The 17718-nt window shown below is 64.8% G+C and carries 17 protein-coding genes; 4 read left to right on the forward strand and 13 right to left on the reverse strand.

What is annotated here, in order from left to right:
- The first annotated feature begins 132 nt into the window (after nt 1-132).
- Nucleotides 133-1032, forward strand: coding sequence for a LysR family transcriptional regulator (locus tag AC3FOF_RS33130; protein WP_276265517.1), 900 nt, complete (start codon nt 133-135; stop codon nt 1030-1032).
- Between the two features lie 167 nt (nt 1033-1199).
- On the opposite strand, the gene AC3FOF_RS33135 is transcribed toward AC3FOF_RS33130, so the two are convergent.
- The 6 genes from AC3FOF_RS33135 to AC3FOF_RS33160 all read right to left on the reverse strand — a co-directional run bounded on the left by AC3FOF_RS33135 (nt 1200) and on the right by AC3FOF_RS33160 (nt 7124).
- Entirely contained in the window at nt 1200-1934 is a 735-nt protein-coding gene (locus AC3FOF_RS33135) for an amino acid ABC transporter ATP-binding protein (RefSeq protein ID WP_017226747.1), read from the reverse strand.
- Nucleotides 1931-2614, reverse strand: a complete 684-nt coding sequence (gene gltK / locus AC3FOF_RS33140; protein ID WP_017226748.1) for a glutamate/aspartate ABC transporter permease GltK — start codon at nt 2612-2614, stop codon at nt 1931-1933. Before gltK ends, AC3FOF_RS33135 begins: the two co-directional genes overlap by 4 nt.
- 11 nt (nt 2615-2625) lie before the next feature.
- The gene (locus AC3FOF_RS33145; protein ID WP_017226749.1) at nt 2626-3354 is read right to left on the reverse strand and encodes an amino acid ABC transporter permease; all 729 of its coding nucleotides are present in this window, start codon (nt 3352-3354) and stop codon (nt 2626-2628) included.
- Between the two features lie 63 nt (nt 3355-3417).
- Nucleotides 3418-4317: a glutamate/aspartate ABC transporter substrate-binding protein gene (locus AC3FOF_RS33150; protein ID WP_488729008.1), complete on the reverse strand. Its 900-nt coding sequence runs from the start codon at nt 4315-4317 to the stop codon at nt 3418-3420.
- A 372-nt stretch (nt 4318-4689) separates the two neighbouring features.
- Complete coding sequence (locus AC3FOF_RS33155; protein WP_276265518.1) at nt 4690-5997, reverse strand: Glu/Leu/Phe/Val family dehydrogenase; 1308 nt, start codon at nt 5995-5997, stop codon at nt 4690-4692.
- 128 nt (nt 5998-6125) lie between these two features.
- Nucleotides 6126-7124 (reverse strand): LysR family transcriptional regulator, encoded by a 999-nt coding sequence (locus tag AC3FOF_RS33160; RefSeq protein ID WP_276265519.1) that lies wholly within the window; start codon nt 7122-7124, stop codon nt 6126-6128.
- 174 nt (nt 7125-7298) lie between these two features.
- Here AC3FOF_RS33160 and AC3FOF_RS33165 point away from each other — a divergent pair, with 174 nt between their 5' ends.
- Together AC3FOF_RS33165 and AC3FOF_RS33170 are read left to right on the forward strand one after the other, a co-directional pair.
- Nucleotides 7299-7892, forward strand: a complete 594-nt coding sequence (locus AC3FOF_RS33165; RefSeq protein ID WP_017226753.1) for a cysteine dioxygenase family protein — start codon at nt 7299-7301, stop codon at nt 7890-7892.
- Between the two features lie 56 nt (nt 7893-7948).
- Nucleotides 7949-8407, forward strand: coding sequence for an Lrp/AsnC family transcriptional regulator (locus AC3FOF_RS33170; RefSeq protein ID WP_017226754.1), 459 nt, complete (start codon nt 7949-7951; stop codon nt 8405-8407).
- Between the two features lie 543 nt (nt 8408-8950).
- On the opposite strand, the gene AC3FOF_RS33175 is transcribed toward AC3FOF_RS33170, so the two are convergent.
- The 4 genes from AC3FOF_RS33175 to AC3FOF_RS33190 form a co-directional block, all read right to left on the reverse strand.
- On the reverse strand, nt 8951-9736 hold the full coding sequence (locus tag AC3FOF_RS33175) for an ABC transporter permease (protein ID WP_276269538.1): 786 nt from the start codon (nt 9734-9736) through the stop codon (nt 8951-8953).
- A gap of 2 nt (nt 9737-9738) precedes the next feature.
- The gene (locus tag AC3FOF_RS33180; protein WP_488729009.1) at nt 9739-10605 is read right to left on the reverse strand and encodes an ABC transporter ATP-binding protein; all 867 of its coding nucleotides are present in this window, start codon (nt 10603-10605) and stop codon (nt 9739-9741) included.
- Between the two features lie 2 nt (nt 10606-10607).
- The gene (locus AC3FOF_RS33185; RefSeq protein ID WP_430869729.1) at nt 10608-11762 is read right to left on the reverse strand and encodes an ABC transporter substrate-binding protein; all 1155 of its coding nucleotides are present in this window, start codon (nt 11760-11762) and stop codon (nt 10608-10610) included.
- 182 nt (nt 11763-11944) lie between these two features.
- Nucleotides 11945-13843: an ABCB family ABC transporter ATP-binding protein/permease gene (locus tag AC3FOF_RS33190; protein WP_276269540.1), complete on the reverse strand. Its 1899-nt coding sequence runs from the start codon at nt 13841-13843 to the stop codon at nt 11945-11947.
- Nucleotides 13844-14047: 204 nt separating this feature from the next.
- Here AC3FOF_RS33190 and AC3FOF_RS33195 point away from each other — a divergent pair, with 204 nt between their 5' ends.
- The gene (locus AC3FOF_RS33195) at nt 14048-14470 is read left to right on the forward strand and encodes an acyl-CoA thioesterase (protein ID WP_035811516.1); all 423 of its coding nucleotides are present in this window, start codon (nt 14048-14050) and stop codon (nt 14468-14470) included.
- A gap of 92 nt (nt 14471-14562) precedes the next feature.
- On the opposite strand, the gene AC3FOF_RS33200 is transcribed toward AC3FOF_RS33195, so the two are convergent.
- The 3 genes from AC3FOF_RS33200 to AC3FOF_RS33210 all read right to left on the reverse strand — a co-directional run bounded on the left by AC3FOF_RS33200 (nt 14563) and on the right by AC3FOF_RS33210 (nt 17706).
- Nucleotides 14563-15339, reverse strand: coding sequence for an enoyl-CoA hydratase (locus tag AC3FOF_RS33200; protein WP_017226760.1), 777 nt, complete (start codon nt 15337-15339; stop codon nt 14563-14565).
- Between the two features lie 66 nt (nt 15340-15405).
- Complete coding sequence (locus AC3FOF_RS33205) at nt 15406-16362, reverse strand: DegV family protein (RefSeq protein ID WP_276269541.1); 957 nt, start codon at nt 16360-16362, stop codon at nt 15406-15408.
- A gap of 144 nt (nt 16363-16506) precedes the next feature.
- A complete protein-coding gene (locus AC3FOF_RS33210; RefSeq protein WP_488729028.1) occupies nt 16507-17706 on the reverse strand; it encodes an acetyl-CoA C-acyltransferase in 1200 nt (399 codons plus the stop codon).
- Nucleotides 17707-17718 lie beyond the last annotated feature (12 nt).

Consider the following 17718-nt stretch of genomic DNA (forward strand, 5'->3'; position numbering starts at 1 on the left):
ACACGCACTCTATGCCCGCCTCTTGACTCCATAAAGCGAATTTATTTCAGATACTATGTCCTCTTTTTTTCAACTACATGAGGCATCTCCAGACATGGGAACCGCTGCGGAAATGCCCGATCTCATCAAATCATGACCCTCAAGCAACTCGAAGCATTCTATTGGGCGGCCACCTGTTCGAGCTTCGCCATCGCAGCCCAGCGCCTGCATCTTTCCTTGTCGTCGCTTTCCAAGCGCATTGCCGAACTCGAGGATTCCCTGGGCCGGCCTCTGTTCGACCGGAGCGGGCACAAGGCGGTGCTCACCGATGCCGGCAACCGGCTGGTCTCGCGCGCCCATGCGCTTCTGCGCAGCGCCGACGAACTGCGCATCGAGATCGGCACCGTGGCGGGCCTGCATGGCAAATGCCGATTCGGCGTGGGAGAACTGACCGCACTGACCTGGCTGCCACGGCTGGTGCGGCTGATCGGCGAAGCCCACCCCGGCCTGGAGCTGGAGGCCCACGTCAGCATTGGCGAGGCGCTGGAGAAACGCGTCGAAGACGGCGAACTCGACTTCGCCGTGGTGGCGGGCAAGTCCACCCGCGGCACCATCGCGTCCCATGCGATAGCACAGGCGCAGTTCGTGTGGTGCACATCGGCACAGGCAACCGGCCGCGCCACCCCGATCAGCCCGGACACCCTCGGCAACCGGCCCCTGGTGACCTTGCCATCCGGCTCGGGCGTAACGCGCTTGCTCGACGAATGGCTGGACGGCCGCGGCGGGCTGCCGCAACGGCGCATCGTCTGCAATCACTGGGGTGCCGTGGCCGGCATGCTGGTGGAAGGCATCGGTGTCGGCATCCTGCCCCATGGCTGGGCGCAGTCGCTGGCCAAACGCGGGGCACTGCGCGTGCTGCGCAGCGATCCGGCGTTGCCTCCCCTGGCCTACTCGTATCAATGGCGCCGCGACGATTCCCGGCCGCTGGTCGGCGCCATGCGCGAACTGACGTTGCTGGCGGCCGACTTCCAGTCGGCGAGCCGGATACTGTAGGTCCGGGTGGGCTGCCGAACCTGCGGGCCGCGGCAGCCGTCGTCATTCCAGACGGTGTTGGCGCATTCCGGCAGCTTCGTCTGATGCCACCGGTTTACCCCCTCTCCCCATGAGCTGAGGGAGAGGGAGTGACAGCCGTCGTCATGGCTGCCGGGTCTGGCGCGTCATCAGTGATGCAGGATCTTCGACAGGAACTGCTTGGCCCGGTCGGAGCGGGCGTCGATATTGCCGAAGAACTCTTCCTTGGCGCAGTCCTCGACGATCTTGCCCTGGTCCATGAAGATCACGCGGTTGGCCACCTTGCGCGCGAAGCCCATCTCGTGGGTCACGCACATCATGGTCATGCCTTCCTGCGCCAGTTGCACCATCACGTCCAGCACTTCGTTGACCATCTCCGGGTCCAGCGCCGAGGTGGGTTCATCGAACAGCATGCAGATCGGATCCATCGACAGCGCGCGGGCGATCGCCACGCGCTGCTGCTGGCCGCCCGACAACTGGCCGGGGAACTTGGCCGCCTGCGCCTTCAGGCCCACCCGGTCCAGGTACTTCAGACCCTTGGCGGTGGCTTCCTCTTTCGAGCGGCCGAGCACCTTCATCTGGGCGATGGTCAGGTTCTCGGTGATCGACAGGTGGGGAAACAGCTCGAAGTTCTGGAACACCATGCCCACGCGCGAGCGCAGCTTCGGCAGGTTGGTCTTGGGCGAGCCCACCGAGGTGCCATCCACCGTGATGTCGCCCTTCTGGAACGGCTCCAGCGCGTTGACGGTCTTGATCAGCGTGGACTTGCCGGAACCCGACGGGCCGCACACCACCACCACCTCGCCCTTGGCGACCCTGGTGGTGCAATCGGTCAGCACCTGGAAGGTGCCGTACCACTTGGAGACGTTATTGATTTCGATCATACGGCCACCTTTTTCTGGTAACGCTTAACCAGCAGCGATGCGGAGAAACAGATAATGAAATACACCAGCCCGGCAAACAGCAGCATCTCCACGATGCGGCCGTCGCGCTCGCCGATGCCGTAAGACTGGCCGAAAAAGTCCGCCAGCGCGCTCACGTAGACCAGCGACGTATCCTGGAACAGGATGATGCCCTGGGTCAGCAGCAGCGGCACCATGTTGCGGAAGGCCTGCGGCAGGATCACCAGCCGCATCGCCTGCCCGTAGGTCATGCCCATGGCCTGCGCGGCGAACATCTGCCCGCGCGACACGCTCTGGATACCCGCGCGGATGATCTCGGAGTAATACGCCGCCTCGAACAGGGCGAAGGCGACCAGCGCCGAGGTCATGCGCAGGTCGGATGCCTGCGACAGGTTGAACGCCTTCTGCAGGACCTGCGGGATGATCAGGAAGAACCACAGCAGCACCATCACCAGCGGTATGGACCGGAAGATGGTGACGTAGCCCTGCGCGAACCAGTTCAGCGGCTTGACGGAGGACAGCCGCATCATCGCCAGGATGGTGCCCCAGACGATGCCGACCACCACCGCGGTGACAGTGATCTTGAGCGAGACCAGCATGCCCTCGCCGAGCACGCTCAGCGTAGTGGGATTGATCGAGCTGAAATCGAATGAATATGCCATGACGTGTCCCTTTACTTGGTGCCGATGAAGCCGGGCACGCGGGTGCGTCCTTCGACCCAGCGCATGAGCAGCATGACCACGATATTGATCAGCGCGTACATCAGCGTCACCGCGATGAAGGACTCATACGGCCGCGCCGTGTAGTCCACCAGCTGGCGCCCCTGCGCCGCCAGTTCCAGCAGGCCGATGGTCGACGCCACCGCGGAGTTCTTGAAGATATTCAGGAACTCGGAGGTCAGCGGCGGCACAATGACACGGAACGACATCGGCAGCAGCACATAGCGGTAGGTCTGGGCCAGCGTGAAACCCATCGCCAGGCCGGCGTTCCGCTGGCCGGGCGGCAGCGAGTTGATGCCCGAGCGGACCTGCTCGCAGACCCGGGCTGCCGTGAAGGTGCCCAGGCAGAGCATGGCTGCCAGGAACTGCTGCGCGAAGGGATTCATCTGCTTGAAGGTCTCGCCGCCGGGCAACAGCTCGGGCATGACGAAATACCAGATGAACAACTGCACCAGCAGCGGAATATTGCGGAAGATCTCGACGTAGGTGGCGGCCAGGCCGGACAGCCACTTGTTGGGCACCGTGCGCAGCACGCCAAGCACGGAACCGATGATGAGGGCGATGATCCACGACGAAAGCCCCAGCGCAATGGTGACCTTCAGGCCGGAAATCATCCAGTCCAGGTAGGTCTCGTTCTGGGCCGCTTGTTCGAGGAATACACCCCAATGCCAGCTGTAGTTCATGATGTGTCCTCAAAAAGAAACGGAAGGACACGCCTTCCGTTTCACACAACCGGAAGCCCAGGATCAGTCGAGTGCCTTGTCGTTCGGATTCTTGAACAGCGCCTTCATGTCTTCAGACAGCGGGAAGTCCAGGTTCAGGCCCTTGGGCGGAACCGGCTGCTGGAACCACTTGGTGTACAGCGTATTGACCGAGCCATCCTTCATCATGCCGGCGATCACGGTGTCCGACAGCTTCTTGAACGGTGCGTCGTCCTTGCGGATCATGCAGCCATAGGACTCGCGCGATTGCGGCTTGCCCACCACGATCCAGTCGGCCGGGTTCTTGGCTTTGGCGCGTTCGCCGTACAGCAGCGCATCGTCCATCATGAAGGCGACGGCGCGGCCCGACTCCAGCGTCAGGAACGACTGGCCGTGGTCCTTGGTGCTGATGATGTTCATGCCCAGCTTCTGGTCATCGTTCATCTTGCGCAGCAGGCGTTCCGAGGTGGTGCCCGCGGTGGTCACCACGTTCTTGCCCTTCAGGTCGGCCCAATCCTTGATGCCGCCATCCTTCTTCACCATGATGCGGGTGCCGATGATGAAGATGCTGTCGGTAAACGATGCCTGCTTCTGGCGCTCGAGGTTATTGGTGGTGGAACCGCACTCGATGTCGATGGTGCCGTTCTGCAGCAGGGTGATGCGGTTCTGCGAGGTGATCGGGATTTCCTTGACCTGCAGGTTCGGCAGCTTCAGGCGCTCCTTGATGGCCTCGACGATCTTGATATTGATGTCGTAGGAATAGCCGACCTGGCGCACGCCGCCCAGGTTGTAATTGAACGGAATCGACGACTCGCGCACGCCAAGCGTAATCACACCGGTGTCTTTGATCTTCTGCAGCGTGCCCGTCAGTTGCTCGGCGGCTTGCGCGGTGCCGCACAGCACGCCGGCCGCAATCATCAGGGAAGCCAACTTGGCAACATTCATAACATCTCCTTGACCATGAAGAGAAAGGCGGGACTCAGGCAAGATGCCGCCCGCCGACGAGGTAGTATTACGCAGGCAGGCATTCAAGACAACGGGGTTTTTCCCCTAACAAAGTCAATACCAGCACGGCTTGCAGGCAAACCCAAAGCATGCATCAAGCCCTTCCCGCACTGGATTGCCCCGCTCCGTCATGGCCTTCCGTCAAGGGAATGCTCGCCGGGAACCTCTCTTGCGAATCGCTGCGGCACATACGACAACGCGGCTGCCGGGAGGCCCGGCAGCCGCGTTACCAATGCTGGATCGGTTTGCTGCATTGCAGCATCGCTATTCAGCGATACCGCTGCGGCAAACCGCGCTTGTCCACATCAAGCATCAGGGATAGAGACCGCGCATTTCGCGCGCCTGCAGAATCCGCGTGCACGCCACGATGAAGGCGGCGGTGCGCAAGGTAACCTTATTGTCCTGAGCGACCTGCCAGATCGCACGGAATGCCTCTTGCATGATTCGTACCAGGCGCTGGTTGATCTCTTCTTCGGTCCAGAAGAAGCTGGAGAAATCCTGCACCCATTCGAAATAGGAGACCGTAACGCCGCCAGCATTGGCGATCACGTCCGGCGCCACCAGGATATTGCGCTCGCGCAGGATGTCGTCGGCTTCCGGCGTGGTCGGGCCGTTCGCACCTTCGATGACCATGCGTGCCTTGATGTGGGGCGCGTTCTTGGCGGTGATCTGGCCTTCCAGGGCGGCCGGGATCAGGATTTCGCAATCCACCTGCCAGAACTGCTCGGCGGAAATGGTCTCGCCCTGGAAACCCTCGATGGTGCCGCTATGCGAGGCGTATTCCATCATGGCGGGCACGTCCAGGCCGGCCGGGTTGTACAGCGCGGTGCGATGGTCCTGCACCGCCACCACCTTGGCGCCGGCTTCGTGGAACAGCTTGGCAGCCACGGCGCCGACATTGCCGAAACCCTGCACCACCACGCGTGCGCCCTTGATGTCCAGGCCCAGGTTGCGGGCCGCCTCGGAACCCACCACGAAGACGCCGCGCCCGGTTGCCTCGCGCCGTCCCAGCGAGCCGCCCAGCGAGATCGGCTTGCCCGTGACCACGCCGGTGGAGGTGCTGCCGGAGTTCATCGAGTAGGTGTCCATCATCCATGCCATCACCTGTTCATTGGTGTTGACGTCAGGCGCCGGGATGTCCTTGTTGGGCCCGATGATGAAGTTGATTTCGCTGGTGTAGCGACGCGTCACGCGCTCCAGTTCCGAACGCGAGAGCGTACGCGGATCGACGCGGATACCACCCTTGGCGCCGCCGTAAGGCACGTTGACCGCCGCATTCTTGACCGACATCCAGGCCGACAGCGCCATCACTTCCGACAAGGTCACGTCCTGGTGGAAGCGCACGCCGCCCTTGCCCGGACCGCGCGACATGTTGTGCTGTACGCGATAGCCTTCGAAGTGGGCAATGGTGCCGTTGTCCATCTCGATCGGCACATCGACCACCAGGGCGCGCTTGGGGCGCTTGAGGGTCTCGACCCAGCGGGCCAGCGAGCCCAGGTACGGCGTGACACGATCGACCTGCTGCAAGTAGATGCCCCAGGGCCCGAGCGCGTCGGCGTTCAGGTAGGAAGGCAGGGTGTGGTTCTTTACGGCAGGATTGGACGGCGCTGCGGAAGACATCGTTTGGTTCCGGTGTGAAGGTGCCGCAAGCTTAGGGGAGGCGGCACCGCCGAAGCCAATGCCGTTTGATCATCCCGTTATGCACGGATTGCATAACCTTGAGACACGCCGGTGCGCCATCCCGACCGCTACGCCGCCCCGCCCTCCGGACCACGTCCGGCCTTTGGCGGCGCGGGCAGGCTCCGCGCCGCGAGCGACGACCACACGCGGTCCACCAGCTGGCGCTTGCCGCGGACCTGCGCGCTGCGCCGTTCGCTGACGTGTTCGCCCGGCTTCTCCCGGTAAAGCCGGATTTCCATGTCGATCGACAGCGGTGCCCCGCGCGCCGACTCGGCCCGGACCAGCCGGTGCTGGGCCAGTTCCTCTCGCACCGCGCTCTCCGGCAGGAAAGCCATGCCGTGCCCCGCCAGCGCCATCACCTTGAGCGCCTCGGCCATATCGGTCTCGTAGCACTTGTCGAGCCTGAGCGCGTCGGTGGTTTCGGACAGCAGCATGTCGACCATCCGGCCAAGGAAGGCATTGGGCGTGTAGCTGAGGAAGGGCACCGGCTTCTTGTCCGTGCCGGGCAGGCGGTACAGCGGCTTGCCGGCGGCGTCGGGCACGCTGTATGGCGACAGCCGCTCGACGCCCAGCACCATCATGTCGTAGTGCGCCGGGTCGAGCTGGATGGCCTGGCGCGCATGGTGATAGACCATGACCAGGTCGCAGCCGCCGTCCACCAGCGCCAGCACCGCATCGTGCACGTTGAGCGCGCGCAGCCGGCACGGCAGCTTGCCGATCTCGCGCTCCACCGCCTTGAGCCATTCGGGGAAGAAGGTCAGCGACAGCGTATGCGGCACCGCGAACTCCAGCACCTGGGCGTTGGCCGAGCGCTGCCCCCGCATCAGCGCGCGGGTCTCGCTGACCTGGGCCAGCATGGCCAGCGCCTGCTCGTAGAACACCTTGCCAGCCGGCGTCAGGCTGGTGGGATAGCTGGAGCGGTCGATCAGTTCCGTGCCCACCCAGGACTCGAGCGACTGGATCCGGCGCGAGAACGCGGGCTGCGTCACATGACGCTGCTCGGCCGAGCGCGAGAAGCTGTGCGTCTCGGCCAGGCTGACGAAGTCTTCAAGCCACTTGATTTCCATGAGGCCGCATTATCCACCGGCTGTCCGCCGCCATGCCATTGTCAGGAAAAAATTTTCGTTTATTTGCTATTTATTGGAATACGATTACACTTTCAGGCAGATTTGCACGACAAAATGCAGGTGTTTGCTACAAGCCGGACGCTATGATGGTCGCAGACCAACAAGGAGCCCTTCATGGCCACCCAGCAAGCCAGCATCGCGGATACCGCCAGCCATGCACGTAGCGCCGTCTTTGCCGGGCTCGACGCGGCCGATGGCCGGCCGGATCTCTTCGCCCCGCTCTCCGATGGCATGTCGTCGGCCTTTGCCGCCAGCGCGCGCATGGTGGCGCAAGGTATCGAGGCCAGCCTGCCGGATGCCGCGACACTGCTGGCGTTGCTGCCCGAAGCGCTGCGCGAGGGCTCAGCGCAGGGCTATGCCCGTCACCTGGTCCACGCCGATCCGCTGGCGCGCTTCTCCGCCATGCTGATCGTCTGGCGGCCGGGGCAGCATAGTCCGGTGCACGGGCACCAGACCTGGTGCGCCTACCGGGTGCTGCGCGGCACGCTGCACGAGCGCCACTACCGCTGGGACGCGCAGCAGCGGCGAGCCCTGCCGTGCGGCGCGCTCACGCGCACGGCGGGCGATACCTTCAGCGTACCGGCGGGGCTGCGCCATATCCACGCGCTCGGCAACGACAGCGACGAGATGGCGGTGTCGCTGCATATCTACGGGGTGGACCAGGAACACATCGGCAGCGGTGTGAACCTGCTGGTGGACGCGGCCTGAAGCAACGGCCGGCGTGCGGCCAGGCACCGGATACGCTGCATGTGATTGGAATTGCCATGGACCGCTACGACCGCCAGATACTCGCCGCCCTGCAGGAAGATGCCACCGTGCCGGTGGCCGAACTCGGGGAGCGGGTGGGACTCACTTCCACGCCGTGCTGGCGGCGCGTGCAGAAGCTCGAGGAAAGCGGCGTGATCCGCAAGCGCGTGGCGCTGCTCGATCCCGCCCTGCTGAACGTGGGCGTCACGGTATTCGTCTCGGTCCGCACCAGCCAGCATAGCGTCAAGTGGCTCAAGACCTTCCATGAACTGGTCGCAACGATTCCCGAGGTCACGGAGTTCTACCGCATGGCGGGCGATACCGACTACCTGCTGCGGGTGGTGGTGCCGGATATCGCCGCCTATGACCGCGTGTACAAGAAACTGATCCAGGGTGCGGAACTGGCGGACGTGAGTTCCAGCTTTGCAATGGAGCAGATCAAGTACACGACGGCGCTGCCGCTGGACTATGCGTAGCCCGCTGTTCGAGTGAGAGCGACGATCGAGGCTTCATCAGTGGGCACGGTGGCACCAGATTTGGGGCGCTCAGCCTCAAGCCGGGGCCACCGCGCCCACGACGAAACCAGCAAGGATCGGGAGACAGTAGCCATTCGCGCCGGTAACGCAAATGCGTGAACTACCACGGATCATTGCTATCAGGGGCACTACAATAAAACCAATGCCATCCGCAGTGGTGATGCCGTTCGCACCGGTAGCGCCAGCAGTCAGGCAGGACTGACGCGCCCACCACGAATCCGCAAAGCCCCCGAGCCCGACAAGCCAGCCCCCCTGCAAGGGGTCGCTTTCTTTTGGTTACTTTTCTTTACGAGTAAAGAAAAGTGACACCTCCATGTGCCCAAGAGCCTGACGCCACTTCGCCTTTAGGCCCTGCAGACTTGTCTGAAAACCCACCCAAGCCCAAGACCCCGACTCCTTTCCTGACAGCGCGAGCCACTGGCTCACCAATGACAAACCGGGAATCGCCATGCCGTTGGCGCCCCTACCGTTAGGAAAACGTCATCACCCCCGGTGCGCCCACCCCGTCATCCGCTTCTCCACCACCGCGAAAAACTCATACATCACCATCGCCATCACGGCGATCACCACCAGGCCCGCAAAGGCCAGCGGCATCTTCATCGCCGAGCCGGCCGACACCAGCAGGTAGCCGATGCCCTCGTTCGCCGCGCTCATTTCGGACACCGTGGTCCCGACGAAAGCCAGCGTGATGGCGACTTTCAGCGAAGCGAAGAAATAAGGCATCGAACGCGGCAGCCCCACCTTGAGCAACACATCGGTGCGCCTTGCACCAAGCACGCGCAGCACATCTTCCAGTTCCGGCTCCAGCGTCGCCAGTCCTGTGGCGATATTGACCATGATCGGGAAGAACGAGATCAGGAACGCCGTCAGGATCGCCGGGCCGGCACCCAGCCCGAGCCACACCACCAGGATCGGCACAAAGGCCGCCTTCGGCAAGGCATTGAACGCGGTCATCAGCGGATACCCGGCCGCGTAGGCCAGCCTGGACGACCCCATCAGCAAGCCCAGCACTACGCCCACCAAGATGGCAAGGCCGAAGCCGACCATGGTGGTCCAGAAGGTGCGCCACGCATGGCCGGCAATCACGTCCCAGTATTCGAACAACGAAGACACGATCGCACTCGGGCTGGGCAGGATGAAGTCCGAGACGTTGAACGCAAGGCAGGCACCCTGCCACAGCAGCAGGAAGGCGGCCAGCAGCAGCCATGGCGCCACGCGCTGCACGCGGCGCTGCCGGGCCGCGCTCATCGGGGAAGAAAAAGTGCTCATGGTCAGTGCTGCCGTACGTGGCCGATCTTCTCGCGCAGGGCGTGCACGAGTTCGGCAAAGGGTTCGGTATAGGTCAGGTCGAGGTCGCGCGGACGCGGCAGGTCGATCTCCTTGCGCGCCAGGATGCGCCCCGGGCGCTGGCTCATCACGTAGACGGTGTCGGCCAGGAACACGGCTTCGCGCAGGTCGTGGGTGACCAGGATCACGTTGAAGCGTTGCGCCTGCCACAGGTCGCGCAGCACGCACCACAGTTCCTCGCGGGTAAATGCATCGAGCGCGCCGAAGGGCTCGTCGAGCAGCAGCATGCGCGGCTCGTGGATCAGCGCGCGGCAGATCGACGCGCGCTGCTGCATGCCGCCGGAGAGCTGCCACGGATACTTGTCTTCGTAGCCGGCGAGCCCCACCGTGCGCAACAGTTCGCGCGCCCGCGCCGTGTATTCCTCGCGCTTTCGCCGCAGCGTGGAGCGGTAAGGCTCGACGATCTCCAGCGGCAGCATGACGTTCTGCAGCGTGGTGCGCCAGGGCAGCAGCGTCGGCGCCTGGAAGGCCATGCCGACCATCTTGAGCGGGCCCGTCACCTTCTCGCCAGCGATCCTGACCACGCCACGCGTAGCCGGCTTGAGCCCCGTGGCCAGCTTCATGAAGGTAGACTTGCCGCAGCCCGAGGGTCCGACGATGGCGATGAACTCACCCGGCTCGACCTGCAGCGAGATATCCTCGACCGCGAACTCGCTCTTGTGGGCAAGTTCGTCGTTATAGGCAAGCCAGACCCGGTTGAACTCGACGAAGGGTTGCGCCGCCGGCCCGGCTGGCGCAGCGGCACCGACTGCGGGGAACGCGGCCCCCGCGCGCAAGGAAGCATTGGCCATGGTCATCGCAGCACATCCAGTTCGGCGGCCGACGGCAGGTACGCATCGGTCCACAGCATGTCGGGATTGATGCGGCCCTTGGTGCCGAAGGCATCCGCCACCTGCGATGCCATCAGCGACAGGCGCGGCTTGTTGATGCGCCCAAAGCCCTCGGCACGCGCGTCGGGCGACTTGACCACGCTGTCCAGCGCCATCTTCAGGCGCCTGGTTTCCAGCTTCTCGTCGATGATGCCGTCGCGCGCCTTGACGGCCTTGACGCCCTCTTCCGGCCTGGCGATCACATCCCTGGCCGACCTGGCGAAGGCGCGCAGGAACGCCTTGACCGCCTCCGGGTTCTTCTTGAGGAAATCTTCCGACGCGATCACCGCATTACCGTACAGCTTCACGCCGTATTGCGGATAGGGCAGCACCACGATGTCCTCGTCCTTCACGCCGCGCGCATTGAGGTTGAGGATGGAGGTGAAGGAAAAACCGGTGATGGCGTCCAGGTCGCCGCGCGCGAGCATGGTCTCGCGCAGGGTCGGGTCCATCGCCTGCCAGTTGAAGCCCGACGCCTGCAGGCCGTTGGCCTTGGCGAAGATCGCGAAGGCGCGGCGGCCGGCGTCGAACACCGGTGCGCCAAGCTTCTTGCCGGCCAGGTCGCGCGGCGTCCTGATGCCGGATTTCTTCAGCGCCAGCACCGCCGCCGGCGTGTTGTTGTAGACCATCATCACGGCCACCGGCTTGTTCTTCGCGTCGGGGTTGTTGCCGTAGAACTCCATCACCGAGGCCAGGTCGGCGAAGCCCATGTCGTAGGTGCCCGAAGCCACGCGATTGACCACGTTGCCCGAGCCGTTGCCGGCGTCGATCGATACGTCCAGCTTCTCGGCCTTGTAGTAGCCCTTCTGCTCGCCCAGCAGGAACAGCGCGGAAGGCCCTTCGAAGCGCCAGTCGAGCTGGAAGCGGAGCTTGGTCTGGGCGTGCGCCTCGCCAGCGAATTGTGTCGACAGCACCAGGGCGGTGCCGAGCGCCATGCCGGCCTGCAGCAGGCGGCGCCGCAGGGCCGAAGCGGCAATGCCCGCGCCGGTGGCGCAAGCAGCGGTGGCGGCATGGGTACGGCCGGCGCCAGCGCGGGCGGCAACGGCATCGGGTGGGGTGGCGGCACGGAATAGCGGCATGAACTCTCTCCAGTTGATCATCTTCCTGGAGAGTTCGTCCGCAAGGCGCGTGCCACGTGTGCGCGCACCAACACAGGGCGAATACGTCACCTATTGTCGAACCAAATCCGTGCAACCGGATTCGCCGATCCTATTTGCCGAAGCGGATCGTCGACAATCCGCGGCCGCGCCGGGCCGGGCGGTCAGGCGTCCTGGGTGGCGTCGCCCGCTTCGATGGCCAGCACGGCGTCTTCCAGCGCCACCTCCCCCTGCGCCGCGCTGCGCGCCTGGATCTGCCACATCTCGGCATAACGGCCCTCGAGCCGCATCAGCTCGGCGTGGGTGCCGCGCTCGACGATGCGCCCATGGTCCATCACCAGGATCTGGTCGGCGTGCACCACGGTGGAAAGCCGGTGCGCGATCAGCAGCGTGGTGCGGTTCTGGGCCAGCCGCATCAGTTCGGCCTGGATGGCCTGCTCGGTGCGGGAATCCAGCGCCGAGGTGGCCTCGTCGAAGACCAGGACGGGCGGGTTCTTCAGCAGCGTGCGCGCGATGGCCACGCGCTGCTTCTCGCCGCCCGACAGCTTGAGGCCGCGTTCGCCCACCGGTGTGTCGTAGCCCTGCGGCAGCTCGCGGATAAAGGTATCGATCTGGGCCGCGCGCGCAGCCTCGATGACCTCTTCGCGGCTGGCGTCCGGACGGCCGTAGGCGATGTTGTAGTAGATGCTGTCGTTGAACAGCACGGTGTCCTGCGGCACGATACCGATGGCGCGGCGCAGGCTGTCCTGCGTGATCGAGCGGATATCCTGGCCGTCGATCTCGATGCCGCCGCTGCCCACATCGTAGAAGCGGAACAGCAGCCTGGCCAGCGTGGACTTGCCCGAGCCGCTATGGCCGACCACCGCGGTGGTGGTGCCGGCCCCGATGGTGAAATCCACATCGTCCAGGATCACGCGGTTGCTCTCGTAGCCGAAACCCACATGGGCAAAGCGCACGGCGGCGCCGCTCACGCGCAGCGGCTGGGCGCCCGGCGCATCGGCGATTTCGCGACCGGTGCCCAGCAGCACGAACATGCGGTCCATATCGGTGGTGGCCTGCTTGATCTCGCGGTAGATCACGCCGAGGAAGTTCAGCGGCACGTACAACTGGATCATCAGCGTGTTCACCAGCACCAGGTCGCCCAGCGTCAGCTTGCCGGCCGCCACGCCCACGGTGGCGCGCCACAGGATCAGGATCAGCCCGGTGGCGATGATGGCCTGTTGGCCGAAGTTCAGGAAGGACAGTGAGTTCTGCGAGCGGATTGCGGCGGTGCGGTACTTGCGCAGGTTCTCGTCGTAGCGGCCGGCCTCGTACTCCTCATTGCCGAAATACTTGACGGTCTCGAAGTTGAGCAGGGAATCGATCGCCTTCTGGTTGGCGCGCGAATCCAGGTCGTTCATCCTGCGGCGGAAATGCGTGCGCCACTCGGTCACCACGATGGTGAAGACAATGTAGCCCGCCAGCGCGCAGCCGGTGATGACGGCGAACCAGATGTCGTAGTGCAGGATGAAGAAGCCCATCACCAGCCCCATCTCCACCAGGGTCGGCAGGATGCTGTAGAGGGAATACGAGATCAGCGACTGGATGCCGCGCGTGCCGCGCTCGATATCGCGGCTCATGCCGCCGGTTTGCCGCTCCAGGTGGAAACGCAGCGACAGCGCGTGCAGGTGGCGGAACACCTGCAGCGCGATCTCGCGCACGGCGCTCTGCGTGACCTTGGAAAAGAGAATCTCGCGCAACTCGGTAAACAGCGTGCCCGACAGGCGCAGGACCCCGTAGGCCACGATCAGCCCGGCCGGCACCACCAGCAGCGCGGTGGCGCTGCCGGCGGGGACGTTCATATTGTCCACCAGCTTCTTCATCAGCACCGGCACGCCCAGATTGGCCACCTTGGCCGCCACCAGGCACACCAGCGCCAGTATCACGCGCCACTTGTAGTGCCAGACATAGGGCAACAGGTTGCGCACGGTCTGCCAGTCGCTGCGGGGAGCGCCGGACTTGCCGAAAAGAGAGTTGGACGGCTGGGCTGGGGGCGGCTCGGCCGACGTGGAATAGCGTCGCATACGTTAGAATTCGGTCGAATATGCGATTGTGGCAGAGATCGGCTATGTTGGCCGGCGCCACACCGCCTATCCCCGTCGCGGAACCTCCGCGACGCCCGGGCCGCGCGGCGGCACCGTCACTCCGGCCTGCGCATCGTCGCGCCGGGCACCGTGCCGCAGCCCTTGCCACCCCGCCCCAACCCTATCCAGCCTCACGCCATCACCATGAATCAAGCCCAAGACCTCCCCTGCCTGCCCCCTGGCAAGAATCCCGCCCTGCGCGTGGTCCCGATGCCGGCGGACGCCAACGTGCACGGCGACGTCTTCGGCGGCTGGATCATGGCCCAGGTGGACATTGCCGGCTCGATCCCCGCCGTGGAGCGCGCCCAGGGCCGGGTTGCCACGGTGGCGGTGAATTCATTCCTGTTCAAGCACCCGGTCCTCGTCGGCGACCTGGTGAGCTTCTACGCCGATATCGAGAAGACCGGCCGCACCTCGATCACCGTGTCGGTGGAGGTCTATGCACAGCGTATGCGGCACAGCAACGAGATCGTCAAGGTGACCGAAGCCACCCTGACCTATGTGGCCACCGACGATTCGCGCCAGCCGCGCGTGCTGCCGCAGGCAAAGGACGCGCCGCTGGCCTGAGCGCCTGGCGGCGGTGGCAAAGCGCTTTGGTGGCGCTTTGGTGGCGCTTTGGCGGCGCTTTGGCGGCGCTCTGGTTGCGCTTTGGCTGAGCGTCAGTCGAACTGCGAGAAGTCCGGACGGCGCTTCTCGAAGAAAGCCTTGAAAGCCTCCTTGGCTTCCGGCGCCTGCAGCATGCGCCGGAACACCTCGCCCTCCTCCGCCATCTTTGCCTGCACCGCCGCCTTGTCGCCGTCCTTCATCAGCCGCTTGGTTTCCCGCAGCGACGAAGCCGGCAGCGCGGCCAGCTTGCGCGCCTGCTGCAGCACGAAATCGTGCAACTCCGCCACCGGCAGCACGCGCGTGACCAGGCCGATCTGCAGCGCTTCCTGCGCGCCGAAGGCCTCGCCCAGCAGCAGCTTCTCGGCAGCGCGCTGGTGACCCAGCAGGCGCGGCAACAGCATGCTCGAGGCCGCTTCCGGGCACAGGCCCAGTTGCACGAACGGCAGCGACAGCTTCGCCGTCTCCGAGGCATAGACCAGGTCGCAATGCAGCAGCATGGTGGTACCCACGCCAACCGCCGGGCCGCTCACGGCCGCCACCAGCGGCTTGCTGGCCTGGCTGATCTGCTGCAGGAACTGGAACACCGGTGCGGGCTGGCCGCCTTCGCCCGCGGTGGGCGGGCGCTGCATGAAGTCTTCCAGGTCATTGCCCGCGGTGAACACTTCCGGCTTGCCGCGGATCACGATCACACGCACGGCGGGGTCGGCATCGGCGGCGCGCAGCGCGTCGGCCAAGGCCTGGTACATCGCCGCGGTGATCGCGTTCTTCTTGTCGAGGCGATCGAACTCGACGGTGAGGATGCCTTGTTCGATGGTGGTGAGGATGCTCATGAAATCGTCTTCTCCTTACTGCTTGGTTGACTTGCCTGCCGTCCCTCGCCAGGGAAACAAGTCCGCTTATTCGAGCGGCGGCGGATCCTCGCAAAGATAGCTCATCCCGAAGGCTTTTGCTCCCACGTTGAGCGCCACCGTCAGGCTCATCGGCGCCAGCATCAGTTCCACGCCGTGCTGCTGCGCGCTGCGCTCAAGCGACTGGAAGGCAGGCAACGCACGAATCGCCCCGGGCGGCCCCGCATAGCTGAGCGACACCGCGGGGCTCAGCAACCGCCCGCTGCGAATGCACTGCTCGGCATGCGCCATCAGGCGGCGCATGCCTTCGTCCGCGCCCCGTGCCTTGGCCACCGGTTCGGTCTCGCCGCGATGCATATGCACGATGGGCCGGATATTGAACGTGCTGCCAAGCAGGTAGCGGCCCCAGGTGATGCTGTTCTCGCCCTTGTGCTTTGCCCGCGTGTACATGTAGAGCAACGCGTCGGGCACCAGGAACATATGCGCGGCATCGCGCAGGCGCGTCTCGACGGTCTCCACCACCGCCTGCGCGCTGGCGCCGGCGTTCAGCATGCGGGCGGCCTCGCGCACGATCAGCGCCTGGCCCGGGCCGATTGCGCCGGTGTCGATCACCGTCAGCGCGAACAACCCCGTGCGGCCGGCATCCTTGCGCAGCTTGAAGCTCTTTGCCATGGTGCCGACCACGGCCCCCATGGCATGTGCATACAGCTTGCTGCGGCTGCTGGCGATGGTCAGCAGCAGCGCACGGTCGCACGTGGTCACCACGTGCCTGAGCATGTGCTCTTCGATCTCGCGTTCGAGCAAGGGAATGGACTCGGCATAGTGGTCCTGCTTGCCGACCAGGTACTGCGCGTAGAGTGAAGGCAAGGCGGGCTCGTCGCGCACATCGGCAACGAAGCGGTCGCCCGCGCGGATGCGGAACGGCAACGTCTGCACCCCGAGTTCGGCCATCAGCGCGCGCGGCATATCGCACGCGGCGTCGGCCAGAATGACTGTCTCCTGCATCTTGTTGTCTCCTCCCTGTCAGGTGAGCCGCGTCGAGGCGGCAGCTGTCTCCTTGCTATGGCACTGCTTTCTTCACCTGATGGAGAGTCGGGGCAGGCAACACGGGCGCACCCGGCACCTGGGTTGCCTGCCCCTGTGGCGCGTTCAGACGCGCTCGAAGATACCTGCCGCGCCCATGCCCGTACCGACGCACATGGTCACCATGCCGTACTTCAGGTTGTGACGGCGCAGCGCGTGCACCACCGTGGCGGAACGGATCGCGCCGGTGGCACCCAGCGGGTGGCCCAGGGCAATCGCGCCGCCCATCGGGTTGACCTTGGCCGGGTCCAGCTGCAGGTCGCGCATCACCGCCAGCGATTGCGCGGCAAACGCTTCGTTCAGCTCGATCCAGTCGATCTGGTCCTGCGTCAGGCCGGCGGCCTTGAGCGCCGCGGGAATCGCTTCCTTCGGGCCGATGCCCATGATCTCCGGCGGCACGCCGCGCACCGCGAACGACACGAAACGCGCCAGCGGCACCAGGTTGAACTGCTTGAGGATCTTTTCCGAGACCAGGATCAGCGCGCCGGCGCCGTCCGAGGTCTGCGAGCTGTTGCCGGCGGTGACGCTGCCCTTGTTGGCAAACACCGGGCGCAGCTTGCCCAGGCCTTCGAGGGAAGTCTCCGGGCGCGGGCCTTCGTCGAGCGAGATGGTGCGCGTCTTCACGTCAACCTGGCCGCTGGCCAGGTTGGGGAATTTCTCGACGATCTCGACCGGGGTGATCTCGTCCTTGAATTCGCCGGCCTGCTGCGCGCGGATGGCCTTCTGGTGCGAGGCGAGCGAGAAGGCATCCTGGTCGTCACGGCTGACCTGCCATTTCTGCGCGACTTTCTCGGCGGTCAGGCCCATGCCGTAGGCGATGCCGATGTTCTCGTCGCGCTCGAAGATCGACGGTGACATCGACGGCGAGTTGCCCATCATCGGCACCATGCTCATCGATTCAACGCCCGCGGCGATCATCACATCGGACTCGCCCACGCGGATGCGGTCGGCCGCCATCGCCACCGCCGACACGCCGGAGGCGCAGAAGCGGTTGACGGTGATGCCGCCCACCGTATTCGGCAGGCCCGACAGCAGCGCGCCGATGCGCGCCACGTTCAGGCCCTGCTGCGCCTCCGGAATCGCGCAGCCGACGATGGCGTCTTCGATCAGCTTCGGATCGAGATTGGGCACCTGCGCCACGGCTGCGCGCAGGATGGTGGCCAGCAGGTCGTCCGGGCGGGTGTTCTTGTACGCGCCCTTGGGTGCCTTGCCGATGGGCGTGCGGGTCGCGGCAACGATGTATGCGTGTTGCAGTTGTTTCATGATGTCGGTTCCTCG

This window comes from Cupriavidus sp. 96C5-1 (assembly GCF_057798855.1).

Bases quoted from the DNA above. Each gene is read 5' to 3' on its own strand.
- AC3FOF_RS33160 (WP_276265519.1), bottom strand. From the start codon at position 7,124: ATGGAAATCAAGTGGCTTGAAGACTTCGTCAGCCTGGCCGAGACGCAC.
- AC3FOF_RS33205 (WP_276269541.1), bottom strand. From the start codon at position 16,362: ATGCAGGAGACAGTCATTCTGGCCGACGCCGCGTGCGATATGCCGCGC.
- AC3FOF_RS33185 (WP_430869729.1), bottom strand. From the start codon at position 11,762: ATGCCGCTATTCCGTGCCGCCACCCCACCCGATGCCGTTGCCGCCCGC.
- AC3FOF_RS33180 (WP_488729009.1), bottom strand. From the start codon at position 10,605: ATGGCCAATGCTTCCTTGCGCGCGGGGGCCGCGTTCCCCGCAGTCGGT.
- AC3FOF_RS33170 (WP_017226754.1), top strand. From the start codon at position 7,949: ATGGACCGCTACGACCGCCAGATACTCGCCGCCCTGCAGGAAGATGCC.
- AC3FOF_RS33145 (WP_017226749.1), bottom strand. From the start codon at position 3,354: ATGAACTACAGCTGGCATTGGGGTGTATTCCTCGAACAAGCGGCCCAG.
- AC3FOF_RS33130 (WP_276265517.1), top strand. From the start codon at position 133: ATGACCCTCAAGCAACTCGAAGCATTCTATTGGGCGGCCACCTGTTCG.
- AC3FOF_RS33155 (WP_276265518.1), bottom strand. From the start codon at position 5,997: ATGTCTTCCGCAGCGCCGTCCAATCCTGCCGTAAAGAACCACACCCTG.
- AC3FOF_RS33165 (WP_017226753.1), top strand. From the start codon at position 7,299: ATGGCCACCCAGCAAGCCAGCATCGCGGATACCGCCAGCCATGCACGT.
- AC3FOF_RS33135 (WP_017226747.1), bottom strand. From the start codon at position 1,934: ATGATCGAAATCAATAACGTCTCCAAGTGGTACGGCACCTTCCAGGTG.
- AC3FOF_RS33195 (WP_035811516.1), top strand. From the start codon at position 14,048: ATGAATCAAGCCCAAGACCTCCCCTGCCTGCCCCCTGGCAAGAATCCC.
- AC3FOF_RS33190 (WP_276269540.1), bottom strand. From the start codon at position 13,843: ATGCGACGCTATTCCACGTCGGCCGAGCCGCCCCCAGCCCAGCCGTCC.
- AC3FOF_RS33200 (WP_017226760.1), bottom strand. From the start codon at position 15,339: ATGAGCATCCTCACCACCATCGAACAAGGCATCCTCACCGTCGAGTTC.
- AC3FOF_RS33150 (WP_488729008.1), bottom strand. From the start codon at position 4,317: ATGAATGTTGCCAAGTTGGCTTCCCTGATGATTGCGGCCGGCGTGCTG.
- AC3FOF_RS33175 (WP_276269538.1), bottom strand. From the start codon at position 9,736: ATGAGCACTTTTTCTTCCCCGATGAGCGCGGCCCGGCAGCGCCGCGTG.
- gltK (WP_017226748.1), bottom strand. From the start codon at position 2,614: ATGGCATATTCATTCGATTTCAGCTCGATCAATCCCACTACGCTGAGC.